At 62.6% G+C, this 21,323-nt stretch carries 18 protein-coding genes; 10 read left to right on the forward strand and 8 right to left on the reverse strand.

Annotated features, from left to right (window positions below; genetic code table 11):
• The 4 genes from HCN50_RS30125 to HCN50_RS30140 form a co-directional block, all read right to left on the reverse strand.
• Window positions 1-188, reverse strand: a 188-nt coding sequence (locus HCN50_RS30125; protein ID WP_171713512.1) for a chemotaxis protein CheW, incomplete at its 3' end; no start/stop codon positions are given.
• Between the two features lie 32 nt (window positions 189-220).
• Window positions 221-2,941, reverse strand: a complete 2,721-nt coding sequence (locus HCN50_RS30130; protein WP_171713513.1) for a hybrid sensor histidine kinase/response regulator — start codon at window positions 2,939-2,941, stop codon at window positions 221-223.
• 257 nt (window positions 2,942-3,198) lie between these two features.
• Window positions 3,199-5,478 (reverse strand): DUF1522 domain-containing protein, encoded by a 2,280-nt coding sequence (locus HCN50_RS30135; protein WP_171713514.1) that lies wholly within the window; start codon window positions 5,476-5,478, stop codon window positions 3,199-3,201.
• Between the two features lie 492 nt (window positions 5,479-5,970).
• The gene (locus HCN50_RS30140; RefSeq protein WP_171713515.1) at window positions 5,971-6,387 is read right to left on the reverse strand and encodes a response regulator; all 417 of its coding nucleotides are present in this window, start codon (window positions 6,385-6,387) and stop codon (window positions 5,971-5,973) included.
• Window positions 6,388-7,140: 753 nt separating this feature from the next.
• On the opposite strand from HCN50_RS30140, the gene HCN50_RS30145 reads away from it, so the two are divergent.
• The 3 genes from HCN50_RS30145 to HCN50_RS34545 all read left to right on the forward strand — a co-directional run bounded on the left by HCN50_RS30145 (window position 7,141) and on the right by HCN50_RS34545 (window position 8,982).
• Complete coding sequence (locus HCN50_RS30145; protein ID WP_376700340.1) at window positions 7,141-7,833, forward strand: Crp/Fnr family transcriptional regulator; 693 nt, start codon at window positions 7,141-7,143, stop codon at window positions 7,831-7,833.
• 289 nt (window positions 7,834-8,122) lie between these two features.
• Complete coding sequence (locus tag HCN50_RS30150) at window positions 8,123-8,515, forward strand: response regulator (protein WP_171713516.1); 393 nt, start codon at window positions 8,123-8,125, stop codon at window positions 8,513-8,515.
• A 221-nt stretch (window positions 8,516-8,736) separates the two neighbouring features.
• Window positions 8,737-8,982: a hypothetical protein gene (locus HCN50_RS34545; RefSeq protein ID WP_311968250.1), complete on the forward strand. Its 246-nt coding sequence runs from the start codon at window positions 8,737-8,739 to the stop codon at window positions 8,980-8,982.
• Between the two features lie 87 nt (window positions 8,983-9,069).
• Here the strand turns inward: HCN50_RS34545 and HCN50_RS30155 are convergent, their stop codons facing one another.
• Window positions 9,070-10,104, reverse strand: coding sequence for an aldo/keto reductase (locus HCN50_RS30155; RefSeq protein ID WP_171713517.1), 1,035 nt, complete (start codon window positions 10,102-10,104; stop codon window positions 9,070-9,072).
• Between the two features lie 12 nt (window positions 10,105-10,116).
• A complete protein-coding gene (locus HCN50_RS30160; RefSeq protein WP_171713518.1) occupies window positions 10,117-11,298 on the reverse strand; it encodes an MFS transporter in 1,182 nt (393 codons plus the stop codon).
• 102 nt (window positions 11,299-11,400) lie between these two features.
• Between HCN50_RS30160 and HCN50_RS30165 the strand changes: the two genes are divergently transcribed.
• A complete protein-coding gene (locus HCN50_RS30165; RefSeq protein WP_171713519.1) occupies window positions 11,401-12,384 on the forward strand; it encodes a LysR family transcriptional regulator in 984 nt (327 codons plus the stop codon).
• Between the two features lie 123 nt (window positions 12,385-12,507).
• On the opposite strand, the gene HCN50_RS30170 is transcribed toward HCN50_RS30165, so the two are convergent.
• Window positions 12,508-13,080, reverse strand: a complete 573-nt coding sequence (locus HCN50_RS30170) for a response regulator transcription factor (protein ID WP_235977308.1) — start codon at window positions 13,078-13,080, stop codon at window positions 12,508-12,510.
• A 474-nt stretch (window positions 13,081-13,554) separates the two neighbouring features.
• On the opposite strand from HCN50_RS30170, the gene HCN50_RS30175 reads away from it, so the two are divergent.
• Complete coding sequence (locus HCN50_RS30175; protein WP_171713521.1) at window positions 13,555-13,983, forward strand: hypothetical protein; 429 nt, start codon at window positions 13,555-13,557, stop codon at window positions 13,981-13,983.
• Between the two features lie 3 nt (window positions 13,984-13,986).
• On the opposite strand, the gene HCN50_RS30180 is transcribed toward HCN50_RS30175, so the two are convergent.
• Window positions 13,987-15,345: a glycoside hydrolase family 3 N-terminal domain-containing protein gene (locus tag HCN50_RS30180; protein ID WP_235977310.1), complete on the reverse strand. Its 1,359-nt coding sequence runs from the start codon at window positions 15,343-15,345 to the stop codon at window positions 13,987-13,989.
• A 517-nt stretch (window positions 15,346-15,862) separates the two neighbouring features.
• Here HCN50_RS30180 and HCN50_RS30185 point away from each other — a divergent pair.
• The 5 genes from HCN50_RS30185 (at window position 15,863) to HCN50_RS30205 (ending at window position 21,133) form a co-directional block, all read left to right on the forward strand.
• Entirely contained in the window at window positions 15,863-16,903 is a 1,041-nt protein-coding gene (locus HCN50_RS30185; protein ID WP_171713522.1) for a serine hydrolase, read from the forward strand.
• A gap of 385 nt (window positions 16,904-17,288) precedes the next feature.
• Window positions 17,289-17,951 carry a tetratricopeptide repeat protein gene (locus HCN50_RS30190; protein WP_171713523.1) on the forward strand — a complete coding sequence of 221 codons (663 nt, stop codon included), beginning with the start codon at window positions 17,289-17,291 and terminating at the stop codon, window positions 17,949-17,951.
• A gap of 15 nt (window positions 17,952-17,966) precedes the next feature.
• Window positions 17,967-19,172: an efflux RND transporter periplasmic adaptor subunit gene (locus HCN50_RS30195; RefSeq protein ID WP_171713524.1), complete on the forward strand. Its 1,206-nt coding sequence runs from the start codon at window positions 17,967-17,969 to the stop codon at window positions 19,170-19,172.
• A gap of 6 nt (window positions 19,173-19,178) precedes the next feature.
• Complete coding sequence (locus HCN50_RS30200) at window positions 19,179-20,417, forward strand: ABC transporter permease (protein WP_171713525.1); 1,239 nt, start codon at window positions 19,179-19,181, stop codon at window positions 20,415-20,417.
• Window positions 20,414-21,133 (forward strand): ABC transporter ATP-binding protein, encoded by a 720-nt coding sequence (locus HCN50_RS30205; protein ID WP_171713526.1) that lies wholly within the window; start codon window positions 20,414-20,416, stop codon window positions 21,131-21,133. Before HCN50_RS30200 ends, HCN50_RS30205 begins: the two co-directional genes overlap by 4 nt.
• The last annotated feature ends 190 nt before the right edge of the window (window positions 21,134-21,323 follow it).

The following is a 21,323-nucleotide window of genomic DNA, read 5'->3' on the forward strand; positions in this document are numbered from 1 at the left end:
GTGACGATGCGGCCGCGCAGATTGAGCACGCCGGCGATCTCGGCAGACGACAGCGGCACCCGCGTCAGCCGTTCCGGCATGAACACGTCCTGGACGCGGGAGATCGGCAGCCCGAACAATTGGCCGCCGATCACGGCGGTGACGTATTCGGCCACGGTGCCCTCGATGGTCTCGGTCTTGGTTGTCATATGCAGTTACCTTGTTTGAGCACGCTGATGCCCTAGGCCGCTTTCCGGGTGTCGGCGGTTTGTTCCTTGAGCGCCGCGATCAGGCCGGGCCGGTCGAACTTGGCGACGTAATCGTGGAAGCCGGCCTGCCGGCCGCGCTCGATCGCCGCCGGCGACACCAGCGAGGACAAAGCGATGATCGGCAGTTGGCTCAGATTGTTGTCGGAGCGGATCGTCTCGGCGAACTCGAAGCCGTTCATGTCCGGCATCTCGATGTCGGTCAGCACCACGTCAAAGCTCTGGCCGGAGCGCAGCGCGGTGAGCCCCTCCTGGGCGTTGACGGCAACCCGCACCTTGTAGCCGGCGGCCTTCAACACCGGCGCCAGCATGTTGCGGAAGAATGCGGAGTCGTCGACCAACAGCACCGACTGCGCGGTGGAGGACGCCCGCATCTCCTTGCGCGAGAACCAGTCGGCAAACGCCATCGGCAGGAAGTGGCCGACGTCGATCACCTCGGTGGCCTGGCCCTTGATCACGGCCGAGCCCAGGATGCCGTCGGCCTGGCCGGCGACCTCGATGTGCAGCCGCTCCTCGACGATATCGATGATCTCGTCGACCACGAGCCCCATCGAGCGGCCATCGTCGGCGAACACCAGGATCGGCTGCGCGCCGGAGGTCTGCACGCTGACCCCGGCCATCTGCACCAACGGCATCAGCTGGTCGCGGTACTGCACCATGTAGCGGCCGTTGGAGAGCTCGATCTTGTCGGTGGCGATCTCCTCCAGCCGGGTAACGAGGCCGAGCGGCACCGCCTTGGGCTGCGCGGAGCCGGCGCGGAACACCAACAGCGAGGTCAGCTGTTCGCCGGACATCGCGTGCGCCGCGGCGGCCTCATCGGCCATCTCATGGGCCGAGGCGCCGGAGGCGCCGAGCGCCTTGGCAATGCCGTTGGGGTCGATGATCATGATCACCGCGCCATCGCCCAGAATGGTGTTGCCGGAGAACATGTCGATGTGCCGCAGCTTGGTCGACATCGGCTTGACCACGATCTCCTCGGTGTGGAACACGCCGTCGACCACGATGCCGAAGGTCTGGCTGCCGACCTGGGTGACCACGATGAAGCCGTTCTCGGGGTCCGAGGACGAGCCGTCGTCGATCTTCAAGAGCTTCTTCAGGTGCATCAGCGGCAGCAGCTTGTTGCGCAGCCGCAAGACCGCGGTGTCCTTGATGCGCTCGATGCGGTGCTCGGAATTGGCCCGCGCCCGGACCAGCTCGACAACAGACAATTGCGGGATCGCAAAGCGGTCGCCGCCGGCTTCGACGATCAGCGCCGAGACGATCGCCAAGGTCAGCGGGATCTTGATGGTGACCGAAGAGCCCTCGCCGGCGACGCTCTTGATGTCGATGGTGCCGCCGATCTGGTCGATATTGGTGCGCACCACGTCCATGCCGACGCCGCGGCCGGAGACCGAGGTGACCTGCGCGGCGGTGGAGAAGCCCGGCGCGAAGATGAACTTGTGGATCTGGGCTTCGGTCATCTTCTCCAGCTCGGCCTCGGTGACGAGACCGTTCTGCAGCGCCTTGGCCTTGATCCGCTCGGTGTTCAGACCTCGACCGTTGTCGGCGATGCAGATGATGATGTGGCCGCCCTCGTGATAGGCCGACAACCGGATGGTGCCCTGCTCGCCCTTGCCGGCGGCGAGCCGCTCGGCCGGGGTCTCCAGGCCGTGGTCGGCGGAGTTGCGCACCATGTGGGTCAAGGGGTCCTTGATCAGATCGAGCACCTGGCGGTCGAGCTCGGTGTCGGCGCCGTGCATCTCCAGCTCGATCTGCTTGCCGAGTTCGCCGGAGAGGTCGCGGACGATGCGCGGCAGCTTCTGCCAGGCATTGCCGATCGGCTGCATCCGCGTCTTCATGACGCCTTCCTGCAGCTCGGCGGTGACGTTGGAGAGCCGCTGCAGCGGCACCTTGAACTCGGTGTCCTCGTTGCGGCGGGAGATTTCCAGGAGCTGGTTGCGGGTCAACACCAGCTCGGAGACCATGGTCATCAGGTGTTCGAGCGTGTCGACGTTGACGCGGATCGACTGGTTGGCGATCTTGTCGGCGACCTCGCCGTCGGCATCCATGGCAAGCGGCTTCCGGACCGGCTTTGCCTTTACTTCCTTGGCGTCCGGCGCCGGCGCAGCCTTGGTGACAGGTGCCGGCGCCACTTCGGTCGCGGTCTCGCGGAAGGCGCGCTCGAGGTCGTCGAGCGAAACTTCGCCCGGACGCAACGGGCGTTCCAACACCTGATCGACCAGCGTGCCCCTGACAACTTCTTGGGCCATCGCGGGCGCGACCGGCGGCGCCGCCACGACGGGCGCAGGCGCGGGTTCAGGGGGCGCTTCCGCCGCATGGTGACCACTTTCGGCCATCGCATGCAGCTTCTCGATCAGGTCTTCGTCGGTGCCCTCGGGCTCGGTCTCGGTCGCTTCCAGGCCGGCGAGGATTTCCTTGATGCGGTCAATGCTCGACAGGATCAGCGTCACGGCTTCGGCCTTGACCGGCATGCCGTCGCGGAATTTGCCCATCAGGGTCTCGCCGGCATGGGCCAGCGCTTCCAGCCGCGGCAGGCCTAGGAAGCCGCAGGTGCCCTTGATGGTGTGGACCAGGCGGAAGATGTTATCCAGGATCTTCGCGTCGCTCGGGTCCTGCTCGAACCGCACCAACTGATTGTCGACCGTGTCCAGGCTCTCGCTGGTCTCCGTCAGGAACTCCCGCAACAGGTCATCCATATGAGCACGCCTTCTAGAAATTCAGATACTGGTCTTCTCCAGAAATACCCCTTGGGTTTTCACGGCTGCGTTAATTTCACCGTCCGTGCTAATACGGATATGGTGAATAATTTCGTGAGCTGTGCGTTTGCGCTGATGCGACTGCGCGATCGAGAGACGATCGACGACGCGCATCTCGTGCGGGATGACAAATATTGAACGCTCATAAAAAAACGGCGGGGATATCCCCGCCGTTTTGATCTTGTATCTGGCGCTTATTAGCGGAGCAACTGCAGCACGCTCTGCTGGCTCTGGTTGGCCAGCGCCAGCGCGGACACCGCGATCGACTGGCGGGTCGACAGCGCCTGGCTGTTCGCCGCTTCCTCGTTGGTGTCGGCCAGCGTCAGGTTCGACGAGCCGGTCTGCAGCACGTTGATCAGGTTCTTCGAGAAGTCCTGACGGATCTGCACGATCGACAAGTTCGAACCCAAGGCAGAAGCCTGGGAGCGCAGCAGCGTCGAGGCCGAGCTCAGGTTGGTGATAACCTTGTTGGTGGCGGCATTGTCGATGAAGTCGACGCCGCTCGTCAGGTTCGCCAGGCCGAGACCCGCGGCATCAAAGTTGACGCCGGTGATGCTCAGGGTCGACTTGCCGGTTTCGTTGAACGTCAGCTTGAGCTGATCGCCGCCCAGCAGGTTGACGCCGTTGAACGACGCGTCCTGTGCAGTGGTGGTGATCTGGGCCAGGATGCCGTTGAACTGGTTGACCAGACCGCTGCGAACCGTCTGCGCCGTAACGTCGACCACTGGAGCCGTCGCGGTCGTGAAGCTGATCGCGCTGGTGACCGTGCCGCCGATCGCGCCGCCCGACGTCGCCGAACCGATCGTGGTCGATGCATAGTCGTTGGTGGCGGAGATCGTCAGCTTGCCGGTCGAGTCCAGTGTTGCGTTCAGGTTGTTGGCCAGAAGCGCGGCGTTGAGCTGGTCGAGCGTCTTGACCGTGCCGTTGCTGCCGTCGCCGAAGGTGACGTTGACCGCCGTGCCGCCATTGAAGGAGGAGAACGTCAAGGTCTTGCCGGAAAGGCTGCCGGGCACCGCCGTGCGGCCCGCGGTGAAGCTGGTGTCCGTTCCGGTCGCGCCGGTCAAGCCCAGGGAAGCCAGCGCATTGCCGGTGCCCGTGATTGACAGATCGTTCGCCGTACCCGTGCTGATCTTCAGGGTGCCGTTCGCCGCGATCGTCGAAGCCGTTCCTCCGGCCGCGGTGGTGATGGTCGCATTGCCGCCCGAAATGCTCGCGGTCTTGGTGCCAGTCGCCAGATCGATCGCGGTCAGGACGTCGGCGACGGTACCACCCTGCAGGAAGATGGTGGAATTGCCGTTGCCGTCGGTGATAGCGTTGGTATTGAAGACGCCCGAACCGGTCGGAACCGCACCCTCAGCGGCGGCGTTCTGATTCTTGAACGTGATGGTCTTGCCATTGACGATCAGGGTCGAGCCGTCCGTGATCAGGTTGCCGAGACTGGCGGCGCCGGTCGCACGAGCGGCCGTAAGCGTCGTGTTGCCGGAACCAACGGCAGTCGTAACCTTGAGTGCGGCGAGGCTGTCAGCCTTGCCCGTGATCGAAAGATCGGCACCGGTTGAGCTCCGGAGAGTCACGACGCCGCCGGTGATGTTGCTCGCCGTACCGGCCAAGGTAGCCGTGCCGGCCGAGACCGAATCGACGTACTGCGCACCGCTCGCGAGATCGAAGGCATTGAGGAGGTCGCCGACATCCGCGGCCGAGTTCGTTGTGGCGGGGTCGCCGAGGTAGACGGTCGAGTTGCCGTTTCCATCGGTGACAACGTTACCCACTCTGCTTTGTCCGGCGGAAAGCGCAGTGGTAGCCGGAACAGCAGCCCCCTTGATCGTGATCGTCTTGCCATTGACGGTGAAGACGTCGCCATCGCGGAATGATGTCGCAGCCTGAGTCGTGAGACCTGCAGTGCCGCCGCCGCCCGGACCGTAAAGCTTGGTGGCAGTCGTGATTTGTGCAGGAGCGGTGGCGTTGTCCGAAACTGCACCCGAACCTACCAGCGTTCCGACCGCGGCGCCAAGGGTCGTGCCGGCCACAGCGGCGGTGGTGCCGCCAGCGGCGCCGGAATACAGGGCGTTGCTGGTTGCGACAGCGTTCGTGTAGGTCGTCGTGCCGCGCAAGTCAGCGGCGGTGGCGCCGGTGATCGTCGCGGAGACGTTCGACTTGGTGGAATAGCCGACCGCGCTCTGCAGCGCCTGGTTGGCGATCGATTTCGCGGTGTCGACCAGCTTCTGCAGCGAAGTGATGCCGGTGTTGGCGGCCTGCAGCACCTGCACGCCGTTGCCGATGCCATCCAGCAGATTGTTGATGTCGGAAGCGCGCGAATCGAGAGACTGCGCGGTGAAGAAGTTGGTTGGGTTGTCGAGGGCCGTGTTGACCTTCTTGCCGGTGGCAAGGCGGTTCTGCGTGGTGGCGAGCAGATCAGCGGTCGACTGGAGGGAGAGGAGGTTCTGACGAACCGACGCGGAGAGGACAATGCCTGACATGTCTATTTCCTTCTGGTTTCGAAGCCATTTCTTTGGCCCTGCCAGCAGTACAGAGCGAGATTTAACAATGCCTCAACTTGACGGCTCTGATTTGCAGCAATCGGACACTGCACTGCCGATGGTTAAAGCGGACCTAAGCAGCAAACCGTAAAAGTACGGTTAAGCGGCTATGACCGCGGCTCGCAGATGTTCTGTCGATGGCTGCGGCGAGAAATTCGCCAGCCGCCAAAAGCATGATGAAATTAGATTTGATCGCGAGCACGAAGAAGGTGCGCTCCCTCTCCCGCTTGCGGGGGAGGGTTGGGGTGAGGGTGTCTCCGCGGGCGACACTGACAGAGTGGAGAGAGCGCCCACCCGGCGCTTCGCCATAGCCGAGGCTTTGCCTCGGCGTCTCAGAGGACGGCCACCAAAGGTGGCCTACGCCTCCCCCGCAAACGGGAGAGGTGAAGCGGGTGTGCGGCGAACTTGATCGAACCAAAAAATCATCATGCGCTAGTTCGACCGGGCCGCGCCGCTGAAACGGGATCGCGCTTCAGCAAGGCATTCGTTGACCGCCGCAAGCAGTGCAGTCGGCGTGAACGGCTTGCGCAGGCAGCGGGTGGCGCCGAGTTCGAGCGCCATGCGCAAAAAGTCCGGCGCCGGCGAGTCGAGTTTGGCAAAGGCGTATCCCGACATGGCAATCAGCGGGATGGTCGGCGCGCGCTCGTGGAATATCCTGATGGATTCGAAGCCGCGCATATGCGGCATGAAGATGTCGACAAGCATCAGGTCGAAGCCGGAGTCTTCCAGCGCGCGAAGCCCCGTGTCGCCGCCATCGGCTATCGTGACTTCGAAGCCGTGACGTTCGAGACAGAGCTCGATGGCCGTGCAGACCAGAGGATCATCATCGACGATGAGAACGCGTGTCATGTCGGCCCCCGAAGCAGATAACGGACTCTTCAATCCACCATTCCTCCGTCGCAAGCGAAGCGGGGCTTTCTGCCGGCCGGTTCCACAAGCGGAACACCTCGCTTAGATTCGCGTGAAAGTTCCGCCCTGCGAATCAGCGCGTCGGGGATTTCCGCCCCAAGAGCGCCGCCCTGTCTGCCCTCCACGGTGTACAAATCAGGTTCCACAACCTTGCCGGCAGGACCCAGCAAATCCGTACTCGATCAAGCGCACGGGACTGTTGCTGATCTTCCCCTGAGTCCACGTCGCTAATGCCTGCCTCTCGAAATGTCGAATTGGCGAGCGGCCCGCCCTGGCCGGAGCCGGCGCTTCAGCGCACCATTTCATCTTGCCCATGGCGGCGCATCGGTGATGATGGCCCTGCCGGTTGGGCAAGTTCGGAAGCTGCGACAGACAGCGGAGGCCAATGCGTTTGCCGTAACGCCGGGCGCGGCGGCACATTATCGGTTTCGCGCTGCCAAGACCGAGCCGTTCACTTCAAAATGTCCGCCGGCGCGGCGGTTGCGTCGATGGGCCGGCCTGATGGCGCATGCCATATGCAGCGAAGCCGATCCGGCCCCTATCGCGTGCGTCCATTTGCCAATTTTTCTTGCCAATGAAATGTGCAAGGATCATCCTACATTTCGGATTGTGCGCAGCAGACGCAAGAGACCGGCTTGGCCCGTAAGGCAGGAGGCTGCTTTGGATTCAGCCCCTCGTTCTCCGAATGGATTTTTGTCATCGCTGACCGCGGACGACTTCGAACTGATCCGTCCGCATCTGCGTCCCGCCGATCTCAGCCAGGATATGGTGCTGGTCGAAGTCGACGAAACGCTCAAACGTGCATATCTCCCGCACAAGGGCGTGATCTCGCTCGTCGTCAAGCTTGCGCGCGGCGAGCACGTCCAGATCGCGATGATCGGCCGCGACAGCATCTTCGGTGCATTCGCCGCGCTCGGCGATGCGGTCGCGCTGAACAGCGCCGTCGTGCTGGTGCCGGGCGCAGCCTCAACGATCGATCTCGACCAGCTTCGTATTGCCGCAGACCAGAGCACAACGTTGCGTACCGCGCTGGTGCGGCACGGCCTCGCCGTCTATGCGCAAATCCAGCAGACTGCCGGCTGCAATGCTTCGCATACGGTGGAATCCCGGCTGGCGCGATGCCTGCTGCATACGCGCGACCTTTCCGGCAGCGACAAGATCGTCCTGACCCAGGAAGCCATGGCCCAGATGATAGGGGCGCGCCGCAACAGCGTTTCACTGGTGGCCAACACGCTGCAGCAGGCGAACTTCATTCACTACAGCCGCGGGCATATCGAAATCACCAACGTGGACGGCCTGATCAAAACGTCCTGCGAGTGCTACGCGACGGTCACGGCGCAGTATACTAGGCTGCTGCATCCGCGCATGCACAGCGCGGCCGCATGACCGCTTTCCGCGCCGTCGACGGCGACCCGCAACCCGATCTCTGATATGCATCGCATCGCCGTTGCGCGCGAGAATTGTGCCACGTTCCCGGCACTTCACCGTATTAATACGGCTAAATGTGGCGGCTGCGGCATCTCAACCGGCTCGAATTAACGCGCTGTTCAACGAGCCCTGATAGTTGTCGCAGTGCTGACGGGTGCGGGCTCGAGTAGAAGCAATCGAGAATCTTTCGCGCGCCACGCGCATTCACCTGTGTTCGGCGGCGTGCTGCTTGCGCGGAGTAACAAACATGGCTTTTGACTTGTCGATGCCGATCCTGGTGGTCGATGATTACAGCACCATGATCCGCATCATCCGCAACCTTCTCAAGCAACTCGGATTCGAGAATGTCGACGAGGCCAGCGACGGATCGGCGGCACTCGCCAAGATGCAGACCAAGCGATATGGCCTCGTGATTTCCGACTGGAATATGGAGCCGATGACCGGCTACGAGCTGCTCAAGGAAGTCCGCGCCAGCCCGGAATTCTCCAAGACGCCCTTCATCATGATCACGGCGGAATCCAAGACTGAGAACGTCATCGCCGCGAAGAAGGCCGGCGTCAACAATTACATCGTCAAGCCGTTCAACGCCGCAACGCTGAAGACCAAGATGGAAGCCGTGTTTCCCGACGCTGCCGGTTGACATCGCGCCGCGAGCGCCGTCGCGCTCAAAGCCGCGCCCGTATCCGGCCATCCGCGCGACGCTGATGCAACGAAATGCGCGAGGCGCACGAGAATTCTTCTGAAGAGCCGACCTGGTTCACTTCCCTGCAGATGCACCTTAGCCGTACTTCTACGGTTTGAAATTTTCACTTCCGGATAACGCTGACAGAGGATAGTTGCCTGGATCAAGGGAGTGCCCTCATGTTCAGGTTTGAAACGAGCGATCAGAAGGAAGTGCGGCGTTTCCGTATCGCCCAGTTCAATGGCAGAACCGCAACCGCGCGTTCGGCCGGAGCAGTGGTCACCGGGCACGTTCGATCGATCGTGGAAAACAAATCGAGCATTCCGGCGGCCTGGACAATCACGATTATCCCGGAAGAGCCGAAGCCGGCGTCCTCGATACGATCCGCATCGCGCACGCGCTCCTTCATCGAAGATTTATGCTGAACGGCAGAACGGCCGATCGCCGAGAAGGAAGACGCCGGCCGGGCCTGTGATTGATCGGACCGGACCATCGTCCAAATCGCGAACAGTTCATACGGGCTTAGGATTGAGGCGGGCGAACCCGGCCTGAGTCCGGTACGGATAGTAGGGATAGGCCGGCATGACGTCACTGGCCGCGTCCAGCCGCCGTATCTGCTCCTCGCTCAGCGACCAGCCAACCGCACCGAGATTGTCGCGGAGCTGCGCCTCGTTCCGGGCGCCGATGATCACCGAGCAAACGGTCGGCCGAGTCAGGAGCCAGGCGATCGCAATCTGCGGCACACTCTTCCCGGTTTCGTCCGCGACTTCGTCCAAGACATCAACCACGCGATAGAGCCGCTCGTCCTCGACTGGCGGGCCCCATTGCGCCGTCTCGTGAAGGCGACTGTCCTTCGGCAGTGGCTGACCGCGCCTGAGCTTGCCGGTAAGCCGGCCCCAACCGAGCGGACTCCACACCAGGGCACCCACGCCCTGGTCGAGCCCGAGCGGCATCAGCTCCCATTCGTAGTCACGTCCAACAAGGGAATAGTAGACCTGATGCGCCACATAGCGCGGCCAGCCGTGACGCTTGGCAAGATCGAGTGATTTCATCACCTGCCAGCCGGAGAAGTTGGAGACGCCGACGTAGCGTACCTTGCCGGCACGCACCAACACGTCGAGCGCGTAGAGCACTTCTGGAATGGGTGTGCCCGCATCAAACGCGTGGAGCTGCAGCAGGTCGATGTAGTCCGTGCCCAGTCTTCGCAGGGACGCATCGATGGCGCCGAGCAGGCGGTGATGAGATGAGCCGGCGTCAAGCGGACCATCCCCCATCGGCAGGCTTGTCTTGGTCGAGATCAATAGCTTGTCGCGGCGGCCTTTAATCGCTGCACCCAGTATCTCTTCGGACGCACCGTTCGAATAGACATCGGCCGTGTCGAACAGCGTAACGCCGGCGTCGAGACAAATGTCAATGAACCGCCGTGCTTCCTCGGCATCCGAGCGGCCCCAGGCGGAGAAGAGCGGGCCTTGGCCGCCGAACGTACCCGCGCCGAAGCTCAGGACCGGCACCTTCAAGCCGGAGGCACCGAGATTGCGATGTTCCATGATCTACCACTCCTATTCTGCGGGACACGTGATCGACATTGCGGACACCCGATCGAGCCGCAGGCTCCAGAACGCCAGCGCGAGACCGAGGGCCGTGATAACCGCTGCGACCACCGGCAAGGCGGCGAGGCCGAGACCGCGATCGATGGTCACGCCGCCAGCCCAGGCGCCGAGCGCGTTGCCAAGGTTGAAGGCGGCGATGTTCAAACTGGAAGCAAGGCTCCGCCCGGCCGCTCCCGCCTTCTCGATCACGCGAATCTGAAGCGGCGCGACCGTGGCGAACGCTGCCGCACCGAGCAGGCCGACCAGCAGCACGGCTGGCGCCTTGGCAGAGACCGCGAGCGCAAGCACGGCGAGGACGGTGACGAGACCGGCAAGGGTTCCGATCAGAGCACGCGGCAAGCCACTATCTGCAAGCCGTCCCCCGGCGATGTTGCCGATCGACAGCCCGACGCCGAATACGAGAAGGATCGGCGAGACCGCGCCTTCCGGAAACCCGGTGACCTTGGTGAGGATCGGCTGAATGTAGGTGAATACCGTGAAAAGACCGGCGAAGCCGAGCACGGTCATCGCCAACCCGAGCTGCACCTGCGGCCGGGCGAGCACCGTCAGCTCTTCGCGCAGCGATGTGTTCTCACCGTTGCGGCCCACATGGTTCGGCACCAGCAGGGCAAGCACGACGAACGCGACGACGCCGATCGCCGCCACGGCCCAGAACGCGGATCGCCAGCCGAACGACAGGCCGAACCAGGCACCGAACGGCACCCCAAGCAGCGTGGCGGCCGTCAAACCCGTAAACATCATCGCGATCGCCGAAGCCCGCTTATCTTGTGCGACAAGCCCGGTCCCCACAACCGATCCGACCCCGAAGAAGGTACCGTGGGCGAGCGCGGTCAGAACGCGCGCCGCCATCAGCGCGGCGTAGCTGGGCGCGACGGCGCAGGCGGCATTTCCGAGCGTGAAGATCGCCATCAACGCCAGCAGCACCGCCTTTCTCGGCATTCGGCGTGTCGCGAGCGTCAGGATCGGTGCGCCGGCGAAAACCCCGAGCGCGTAGCCGGAAATCAGCAGGCCGGCGGTCGAGACGGAGACCTGCATGTCGGCAGCGACCTGTAGCAGCAGACCCATAATGATGAACTCGGTCGTGCCGATGCCGAAGGCGCCAGCGGTAAGGGCGAGGACGGCAACAGGCATGGTTTCGGCTCCCGATCAGCAGTGACTGGGCCCAACAATGGTGCGTCGCGTCATCTGTAACTAGAGGGCGACAATTCCATTCATTTATGAGATGAATTCATCATGCCTCGCTTCGACACCAACCGCGCCGCCGAGATGGAAGTGTTCGTGCGGGTCGTCGACCTCGGCGGGTTCACCGCGGCGGCGCGCGAGTTCAAGCTGACGCCTTCGGGCGTCAGCAAGCTTGTGTCGCGGCTCGAAGCGCGGCTGAGCACACGCCTTATCAACCGCTCAACGCGTAAGCTGCAGCTCACGCCGGAGGGACAAGCCTTTTACGACCGGGCCATGCGCATTCTGGCCGATATGGACGAGGCCGAGCGCGAGGCATCGGCAGGCGCCTGTCCCCGCGGCCATCTCCGGGTCAATAGCAACGTCCCGTTCGGGATGCGTCACATGATGCCGCTAGCGCCTCTGTTCCTTGCGCAGAATCCCGAGGTCACGCTTGACATCATGCTCTCGGACACCGTCATCGACCTGCTGGAAGAGCGCGCCGACATCGCCATACGCGTGGGCCCGCTTCGGGAATCGAGCCTCGTGGCGCGCAAGCTCGGCACGAGCCGAATGGCCGTTGTGGCATCACCGGACTACCTTGCGCGGCACGCGGCTCCTCGCAGTCCAGGCGACCTTGCGCGCCATAAAGGCATCGGCTGGACCTTCTCGCGCATCGTCGAGGGCTGGCCGTTTCGCAAGGGCAGCGGCATCGAGTCGCTGTCACCGCCGCCTGTTGCGCGGGCAAGCGATGGCGAGGCCGCGCGTCTTCTCGCCCTCGGCGGCGCCGGACTTGCGCGCCTTGCCCTGTTCCATATCGGTCCCGATATCGAGGCGGGCCGTCTCGTGCCTGTTCTGGAGGATTTCAACCCGGGTGATTGCGAGGATGTTCATGCCGTCTATCTAGGCCAGGGCGGCCCCCTGCCCGCCCGGGTGCGCGCGTTCATCGACTTCCTGGGCAGCCATATCCGCATCGACAGCGTCAGCCTCGTGCGCGATCGCCGGGGAAAATGGAAAGTGGCAGTTACCAACACGCGTGGCCGGCCGCAGGGCGCTTGATGACTGCGACCGAAATTCGCGTGCTGCGCTTCGCATTGCTGCCGGTCGATCGACGCACCTGGCGTCTCACCGCAAACAATGGCCAAGTCTGGGCCACGCATCGCAAGCTTCGCTTCAGGAAAGTCAGGCGGGCAGCAGCAGCGCCTTGCGTACCAGATCCGCGGTGTTGCGCGCGCCGAGCTTGCGCATGGCCTCGGCACGGTGGCTCTCGAATGTCCGTGGGCTGATATTCATGCGCAAGGCGCCCTGCTTGTTGGAGCAACCTTCGCTGATCAGGCTCAGCACCTCGCGCTCGCGCTTGGTCAGCGGCTTCTGGCCGGGCCCGGGGGCGGGCCTCAGGCCTGCCTTGTGGACGCCGTCCGCGGAGCGGCCGGCCTGGCCCTCGCCTAGCCGCCTGCAAACGGCTTCAAGGCCCAGGGCCAGATGATTGTCCGACATCTGCTTCACGAGCGCGCAGACGCGTTCGGTTTGCTGAAGCGCGTTCTCCACCACCTGCTGCAGATAGAGCCGATTACCGGGTCCTTGCGAAAACTGGTGGCTGTGCTGCTTGATCTCGTTCATGTAGAGCAAGAGCGCCGTCAGCGGACCATTCAACTGCCGGGCGATCGCAGCGCCCGCCTCCTCCGCCGCACGCGAGCGCGCAACGGAGAGCTGGATGATCTCAAGGTTCTCTTCGAGAGGCGTGATGCTGTCCATCCACGTCGTGAAATGCGAATCAGCGGCTCTTTGGTCTTGTCCTGACATATAACTATTTTATCGGTTCCACCCTCTTTCATGGTTAATTTCCTGGCCGGTAAGAATACGGAGAGACCTGTCCGACTTGGCAACTGGAGGCCAAAACTGGCTCAAAATCTATCGAAATGAATTACCAATCGGCCGTTCCGGGTCGGAATGGATGACCCAAACGTAAACGCGGCGGCCCGCCACCCCCGTACTTTCCCGCAAATTGCATTTACTTTGTTAATGGGACTCAACCGACCCGCGTCTCGATTTCCGGACCCGCCGCTTCCAACCCGGCGAGCTCTACGCCACCGCAATCAGCCCGGCGCCGGACTTTCGTTTCGACCGATCGATCGTGCGACCGCGCTGTTTCCGATTTACAGGCTCGGGTCGCCCCGCAATGATCGGGACGCAAAATCATCCCGCAACGAATCCAAAAGGGAGACGGCGATGTCGCAAGCGAAGGGATCATGGATGACGATGGTCGTGCTGGCCGGTGCCCTCGCGTTCAGTTCGGGCGTGGCGGCGCAAACCGCACCGGCGCCGGCGGAAAACGCGCCGCCGACCGCCGACAATGCCGTGATGCTCACCGTGTTCCTGAAGCACGACCAGTCCCGGCCGCTGAGCGAGCTCAATGCCCAGCTCCAGCGCCAGGGCTATTACAAGGCTTTTCCGCCGGAAGGCGTCGAAGTCGTGAGCTGGTATGTCATGATGGGAATCGGACAGGTCGTGACGTTGCGCCTGCCGGCTTCGCGGTTGCGCGAGGTCAACCGTATCATCGAGAACACCGCCTGGGGCAGCTACCGCACCGAGTTCTACCCGACCTATGACTACAAGGCGATCGGCGTTGCTGCGCACGAAAAGGCACAGCAGCAGTAAGCGTCAGGCCGTCAACAGCGCCTTCCGCTGGACGATCCGCGCGCTGGATTGCTCTATCGCTGAACTGGACAGGATTCCGTCGCGCAGGCTTTGTCTGATGTATTCGGCTGTCCCGATCATTTCCTGTTCCTGATCGAACAGGTTGTTGCCGATGCAGAGCATGTCCATGCCTGCTTTCAGCGATTGCAGGCTGGCCTGCCGCGTGCCCAAGGCCTTCTGCAATCCCTGCATCTGCATGTCGTCGGTGATCAGCAGCGTATCCGGAAGGCGCCCGCGCAAACGTCCAAGGCCTGTCGCAGACAGGGTCATCGGATGCTCCTGGTCCCATTGCCTGACGATGGCGTGGCTGACCAGCACCGCATTGCCGAACATCTTGGGCGCGAGCGAATAGAACAGCTCTTCCTGTTCGGCTCGCAGCGCATCGGAAATGTCCATGAATTCGTGATGCGAATCGACAACCGCGCCGCCAATGCCGGGGAAATGCTTCAGGCACAATCCAATGCGCTGCGCCCGCGCCACCTCGCTTGCCAGCAGCGCATTGCCTTTCACCTCGGCAATGTCGGCGGAGTAGGAACGCTTGATCCTGCCGATATTGGGATTGTCGGGGTTGTAATCGACGTCGATGACCGGGGCGAAATCATAATGGATGCCGAGCCGCCGCATCTCGGCAAAGCTCGCGGCGAGGATCGCCCGCTTTTCATCTGGCGCGAGATGGTTGAACTCCTTCGCACTGGGAAGCGGCGCAAAGCCACGGCTTTCCTTCAGTCGCCGCACCAGACCGCCCTCCTGGTCGATGAATACCATCGGGCCCGACGGCAGCGCCGATATCTCCGCGCAGAGACGCTGCACCTGCTCGGGCGATTCGATGTTGTTGTCGTAGGCCTGCGTCCGGCAGGAGTAATCGAACAGGATCACGCCGCCGAGGCCGTAGCGGGCCGCGAATTCCTTCAGCCAATCCGGAACGGTGTTGCCGAAGAAACCGAGGATGAAGAGTTCTCCGATGCGCATGGTGCTAGCCTTAGGAACGCGATTCAGGTTCGGCAAATCATCGGACGTTACGCGATGTCCGACCATCCCGGCTGGGTGATGTTGATCACATCGTACCAAAATCGGGGCCTTTAGGTTGCAGCATCGCAGGGCGATCCCCGCGCTGCACGTCAGGAGGACTCCATGATTAGCATCAAGAAGATCATCCCGGCCGCCGTCGGCGCTCTCGCGCTTGCCGCGGCATCTTTGACGATCCCAGCCCCGGCTTTCGCCGGCGGTGGTCACGGCCATGGCCACGGTCACGGTCATGGGCATGGCCATGGCTTCTGGCATGGCCATGGCCACGGCCATTTCTGGGGCCATCACCATCACCATCGCCCGTTCTTCGTCTACAATAGCTGCTGGAAATGGACCCCGTACGGCAGGATCAACGTCTGCGACGTCTACTAACTAAAAACGAAGAAAATTCGCCCGGGCCGAGCGCTCGGGCGAACTTCTAGCGATCTCGACGAACGAGAAGTATGCGTCGTGCGTACTGGTATTGTGCACGAGCTTGCGCCGCAACTTGCAGAAATTGCACGCTGAGATCCTCTGCTGCGCCTATGCCACAGATTCTCCGCCGGTGAATCCCGGCATCATCAAGCAATCGTGCTCGGGTCTCCAGTTGAAGTGATTAGGCTCATGCACTGCGGTTTTTTAGCTTGCCGTGCGCAGGCTAAGAATAAGCAACCTTCAGATCGCCGGCTCGCTTGCCCGCGTTCGGCGATTTCGCATACGAGTCCGAATGGCGGCGAGTTCAACGAGGTCGCGGCTCTGCCGCTTAAGCAAAACCCTATGCCTCTCGCTCACATTTCTGCTCGGCGGGGCGCCAGCCATTCTTGCGGATCCAGAGATGGACGCGCACGTCAGAGAGATCGTGATCGAGAACCTTGCGCCGGTGACGGCCGGCCATGCTGGCGGCATTGCGGCCGCCACTTACGTCGCCGGCCGGATCCAGTTCTTCAATTTCGGATTCGCTGATGAGGCCGGTAAGCGGCCGGTCACGCCGGACACGCTGTTCAATGTTGCTTCGGTGCGAAAGTTGTTCGAGGCCGCACTGGTCGCGCTCGGCGTGCTACGCGGCGAATTGAGACTGGAGGATCCCGTCAGCAAATACGTCCCCGAATTGCACGGCGACTATATCGGCCGGGTCACCATTGGCCAGCTCGCTACCCACACATCCGGTCTGTTGCTGCCGACGGATCATCCGCCGTGGCCAAACGCTTCGTACTCCCTGGCCGAATTTTTCGACATGCTGAATGCCTGGACGCCGCATGCCGGCGACGAGCCCGGCAAGCAGCGCATCTATACTCACGCCGGCTACGTCCTGCTCCAGCTCGCCCTCGAGCGTCGCTATGGCGTTCCGATCGGACAACTTGTCGAAAGCCGTATCCTGGCGCCGCTCGGCATGCATTACACCCTGATCCCGGAACGCGGACGGGACAACCGCGCGATCATGCCTCCGGAGCTATTGCGGAAGACCGTGCAGGGTTACTCCGACCAGGGCATGCCAATCGGCCCGCCCGGAAACCAGCAGAGCTATTTTGATTTTCCGGGCACTGGACAGATGTTCTCCACCGCGCGGGATCTCGCCACCTTCATGGCAGCCTGCATCGACGGCAACGTGGCCGATCCGCAGTTGCGCGAGGCGCTGCGAATGACCCAGCGCGAGGCATTCCATTTTGATCAGCAATTTGGACAAGCGATGGCGTGGGAAAATATAAACCTTGGCGAAGATGCCATGGTCGACAAACCGGGCGGCCTCAACAATGCGTCAGCCTATCTGGGCATGGTGCCGGCGAAAAGAATCGGGCTGCTTTTCCTGGCGAACCGCGGCGAAATTTCTCATGAGATCGGCCGCTATCACATCCTTCCGGCATTGGCGCGCCAGTAAGAGCCTGTGACGCAGTAGAACTAGCGCATTTGCCTTGGCCTCGGTGAGTTCCGGCTGCAGCGCGCTGGATATGTGATGGGTCGCACATTTGTCGGCGCGCCGGTGGGCTAAGGTTCTGCTCACGAGAGGCGCTGTGGAGAGACTTCCCGCATCAGCCGCTCGGTGCCTTTCCGGCGTGAAACAGCAAAGCTGAAAGCGTGGACAAGCAATGCGGCCCATTCCACATTTCCGATCAATCGACCCGATCTCAAACCGATCATCGCGGCCGGCATTTAGTGACGCGATGCCGGAGGCCATCAAGCGAGCTATTCTCGTTATTGCTTGCTGCCTCGCCGTCCTAATCGATCTCCGCGCTGCATTTGCCGACTCTGCGGCCGACCAGAAAATGGCCAATCACTACGAGCAGGCGGCGCAAGACGGCGATGATGATGGCCAGTTCTATCTTGGGGCGCTCTATTCCGCGGGCGTCGGTCGTCCGCGCAACGACCAGGAGGCTTTTCGCTGGTTCTCGCGCGCTGCCGATCAGGGGCACGGCCACGCCATGCTGATCATTGCCGGCCTCTACGCCAGCGGGCGCGGCACGACGAAAGACAATGTGAAGGCCTATAGCTGGGCCCACATCGTCGCCTCGGCGAGCAAAGTCGAGGAATACCGCAACGGCGCGCGGCAACTGATGTCGCTGCTCATGAAGAAGATGACAAGCGACGAAATCGGTCATGCCGTGGTGGCCGCGAGGGCCTGGCGCGCCGTTCGAGCCGCAGGCGCGCCTGCCAGTTCGGACAAGACTTCGCGGATCGAAAGAGCTGAAGACAGCTCGTCGGACCAACCCGCGCCGGTTGCGGCGGCGCCTGCACCCGCGGTCGTGCAACCAGCGCCGGCAGCCCAGCCGTCGTCTGCAACCTCGCAGCCGGCGTCCTCCAGTGTCACGGCATTGCCGGCACCTCCCAGGGTCGCGTCGGCACCTCCGGTGAAGAGTGCAAGGAAGGACGATGTTCGCGACCTGCTCGACCAGGTTCCACAGGGCCTGCGCAAGCGGTTTGGCTTCTGAATCACGGGGTACGTCATGAAACTGCAGCATCTCGCCGCAACCGGCATTCTGGGCATCGCCGCGCTGGGAGCGGGCTATTATTCCTATTCCCGCCTGCTTCATTCGCCGCTGGTGACCACCAGCATTGCGAGCGTCGCGCCGGTTTCCGAAGCCGTTTACGGAACGGGCACCGTCGAGCCCGAGCGCTGGGCCAAAGTGGTGCCGCTGCAGCGCCGCCGGTTGATCGAGCTTTGCAAATGCGAAGGACAGGTGGTGAAGGCCGGCCAGATCCTCGGCCGCCAGGACGACGCCGAGGAACGCAGCGCGCTGGAGCAGATGGAAATCAATCGAGGCCAGCTCGAACGCGATCTGGCGCGCGCCGAGAAAGATCGCGACAAGAACGACGCCGCGCGCACTGAATACGAGCAGCGCTGGACCAAGCTGGAGGAAACAAAATCGCGGATCGCCGCGCAGAAGGTGCGCCTCGACTCGCTGGTGCTGAGAGCTCCGCTCGACGGCATGGTCTTGCGGCGCGACGGCGAGGTCGGCGAGATCGCCGGTCCTACCGATGTTTTGTTCTGGGTTGGACCGCCTGCGCCGATGCAGGTCGTGGCTGAAATCAACGAGGAGGAGATCAACCGCATCGCCGGTGGCCAGAAGGCGCTGCTGCGGAGCGAGGCTTTCCCCGGCAGGGCGCTGCGCGCCACGGTCTCCCAGATCACGCCCAAGGGCGACCCGACCCGCAAGACCTTCCGGGTCTATTTGCGGCTGCCACAGGATACGCCGCTGCGGATCGGCATGTCGGTCGAGGTCAACATCATCTTCCGCGAGAAGCAGGCAGCCATCGTCGTACCGGCAGAGGCCGTCGCCGGCAATTCGGTTCAGATGGTCGATGACAACAGGATCAAACGGGTGCCGGTAACGGTCGGCATCCGCGGCAACCGCAACGTCGAGATCATCGGTGACGTATCCAAAGGCATCCCCGTGCTTTCGCCCGCCCGCATGGATCTCGCTGACGGAGCCAGGATTCGCATCGACAACAGCTTGACCAGGGCAGTGGAGCCCGCGGCCGCGGGAGAACCGGCTGATCCGCCAGGCGCTCCCCCCGCCGCGACCGTGGTGGCGGCGGCCGCCCCAACTTCTTCAGATCCCGATGATGCGGTGATTTCTGCGGCCATGACCGCCCACATCGATTCCGTTGTCAACGATGCGCGCCGCAGCCTCATCAGCAACAGCCGGTAATCACCCGTGAAGCTTCTGTTCAATATCGCATGGACTCACGTCAGCACCAGGGTGCGGCAAACCCTGGTCGGCATGGCCGGCGTCGCCATGGGCGTCGGCTTCACCATCATGATGGCTGGCCTGATGCAGGGCTCGCAGATCGACTTCCTGCGGCAGCTCGTCGACACCATGCCGCATATCACGATCGAGGATGAGCGGCGCTCCGTACCGACGCAGCCGGCCGAGCAGGAATATGCGGCGGTCCAGATGGCTGATATCGCCAATGTCGGCAAACGCCCCGGCATTAAGTATCCGGAATCGGTGATGAGTTCGCTGCGCTCGTGGATACCGGGTGACGTGGCGCCCTCGGTGAAGACCACCGCAATCATCGATCACGGCGGCGCGCGCATCGGCATCACCTTGACCGGCATCGATCCCCGCCGCGAGGTTCATGTCTCGAAGCTCGCGGCGCAAATGCGCGAGGGAAAGCTCGACGACCTTTCGCGCGCGCCGAACGCCATCATCATCGGCGAGGCGCTCGCGGAAAAACTCGGCGTGAAGACCGGCAACACCGTCCTCCTGGTCGGCGGCCAGGGCACGCAACTGAATTCGACCGTGGCCGGGCTGTTTCGCTCCGGCTTGAAGCGCGTCGACGAAAGCCAGATCTATTCGCTGGCCGGGCCGGCGCAGGTCATGATGGGGCAAAACGGGGTCATCAACCAGTTGCGGCTGCGGTTGAACGATCCGATGGCGGCCCAAAAGGTCGCCGCCCAAGTCGAAGCGCAGACCGGCTACAAGTCGGTGTCCTGGCAGGAAGCCAACGCCGATCTGCTGTCGACCTTCACCGTGCGCGATTTCATCGTGCTCACCGTGATGGGCGCGATGCTGCTGACATCGTCCTTTGCCACCTACAACATCATCTCGACGATCACGCACGAGAAGCGCCAGGACATCGCAATCATGAAATCGCTGGGCATGCGCGAATATGCCGTGCGGCGGATCTTCATCATCGAGTCCGTCATCATCGGCGTGGTCGGCATCCTGTTCGGGTGGATCCTCGGTTACCTGCTCTGCTATGGCTGGTCGAAGATCACGATCTTCAATCCGCTGACGGGCACCACCGTTCCGCTGCAGATCTATTACTCTGCGATGCACTATGTGGTCGCGGGCGGAATATCCCTCCTCTGCTGCGCAGGTGCAGCTTACTTCCCGGCACGCAAGGCCACGCGGGTTCATCCAGTTGAAATTATCCGGGGAGCGTCATGACCGAGGTTGCTTTGCAAGCGGTGGAGCTGGTTCGGCGCATCGAGGGCGATGTCGCGCACACCCTCGTCAACGGCATTGATCTTGCGGTGAACAAGGGCGAATTCGTCGCGATTACCGGGCCGTCGGGATCGGGCAAATCTTCGCTGCTTTATCTGCTGGGCCTGCTCGATGCTCCTAGCGAGGGCGAGGTCATGATCTGCGGCCAGCCAACGTCGAAACTGTCGGAATCGGAGCGAGCCGATGTCCGCCTGACCAGATGCGGCTTCGTATTCCAGTTCCACTTCCTGCTGCCGGAGTTCACCTCGCTCGACAATGTGCTGCTGCCGATGCGCGCCGCGGGCAAGATGGCCGAAGGTGAGATGCGCGAGCGTGGTCTTGCGCTGTTAAGCTCGCTCGGGCTCGCCGAACACGCGAACAAGCGCCCCAACCAGCTCTCCGGCGGCCAGCGCCAGCGCGTCGCGATCGCCCGCGCGCTTGCCAACCGCCCCGAGATCATCGTGGCCGACGAGCCGACGGGCGCCCTCGATACGAAATCGACCGAACAGGTGTTCTCGATCCTCCGCGACATCGCGGACCACGGCCAGACCGTGATCGTAGTGACCCACGACCCGGCACTCGCCGCCCGCGCCGACCGCCGCATCCATATCGTCGATGGCAAGATCGCGGAGATTGCCATGCGTGATGGCGGCGAGTTGGTTTGTGAGGGGGTGAGTTAGAAGCCGGCGGAGAGGGAGGGATTGCCGCGCATCTTCAGCAAATCAATAAAATCACTGAGAACCCCTTCTTGAAGACAGGCTAGTTCGATGAGGGGTCCTGACAGCACGCCGCGTCAAGCACTTTCGCGCTGATGAAAATTCAAAGAGGCAGGCACGACTGCCGTATACATGACCGGGATCTCAAAACGCG

The sequence above is a fragment of the Bradyrhizobium archetypum genome, assembly GCF_013114835.1.
Taxonomy (GTDB): domain Bacteria; phylum Pseudomonadota; class Alphaproteobacteria; order Rhizobiales; family Xanthobacteraceae; genus Bradyrhizobium; species Bradyrhizobium archetypum.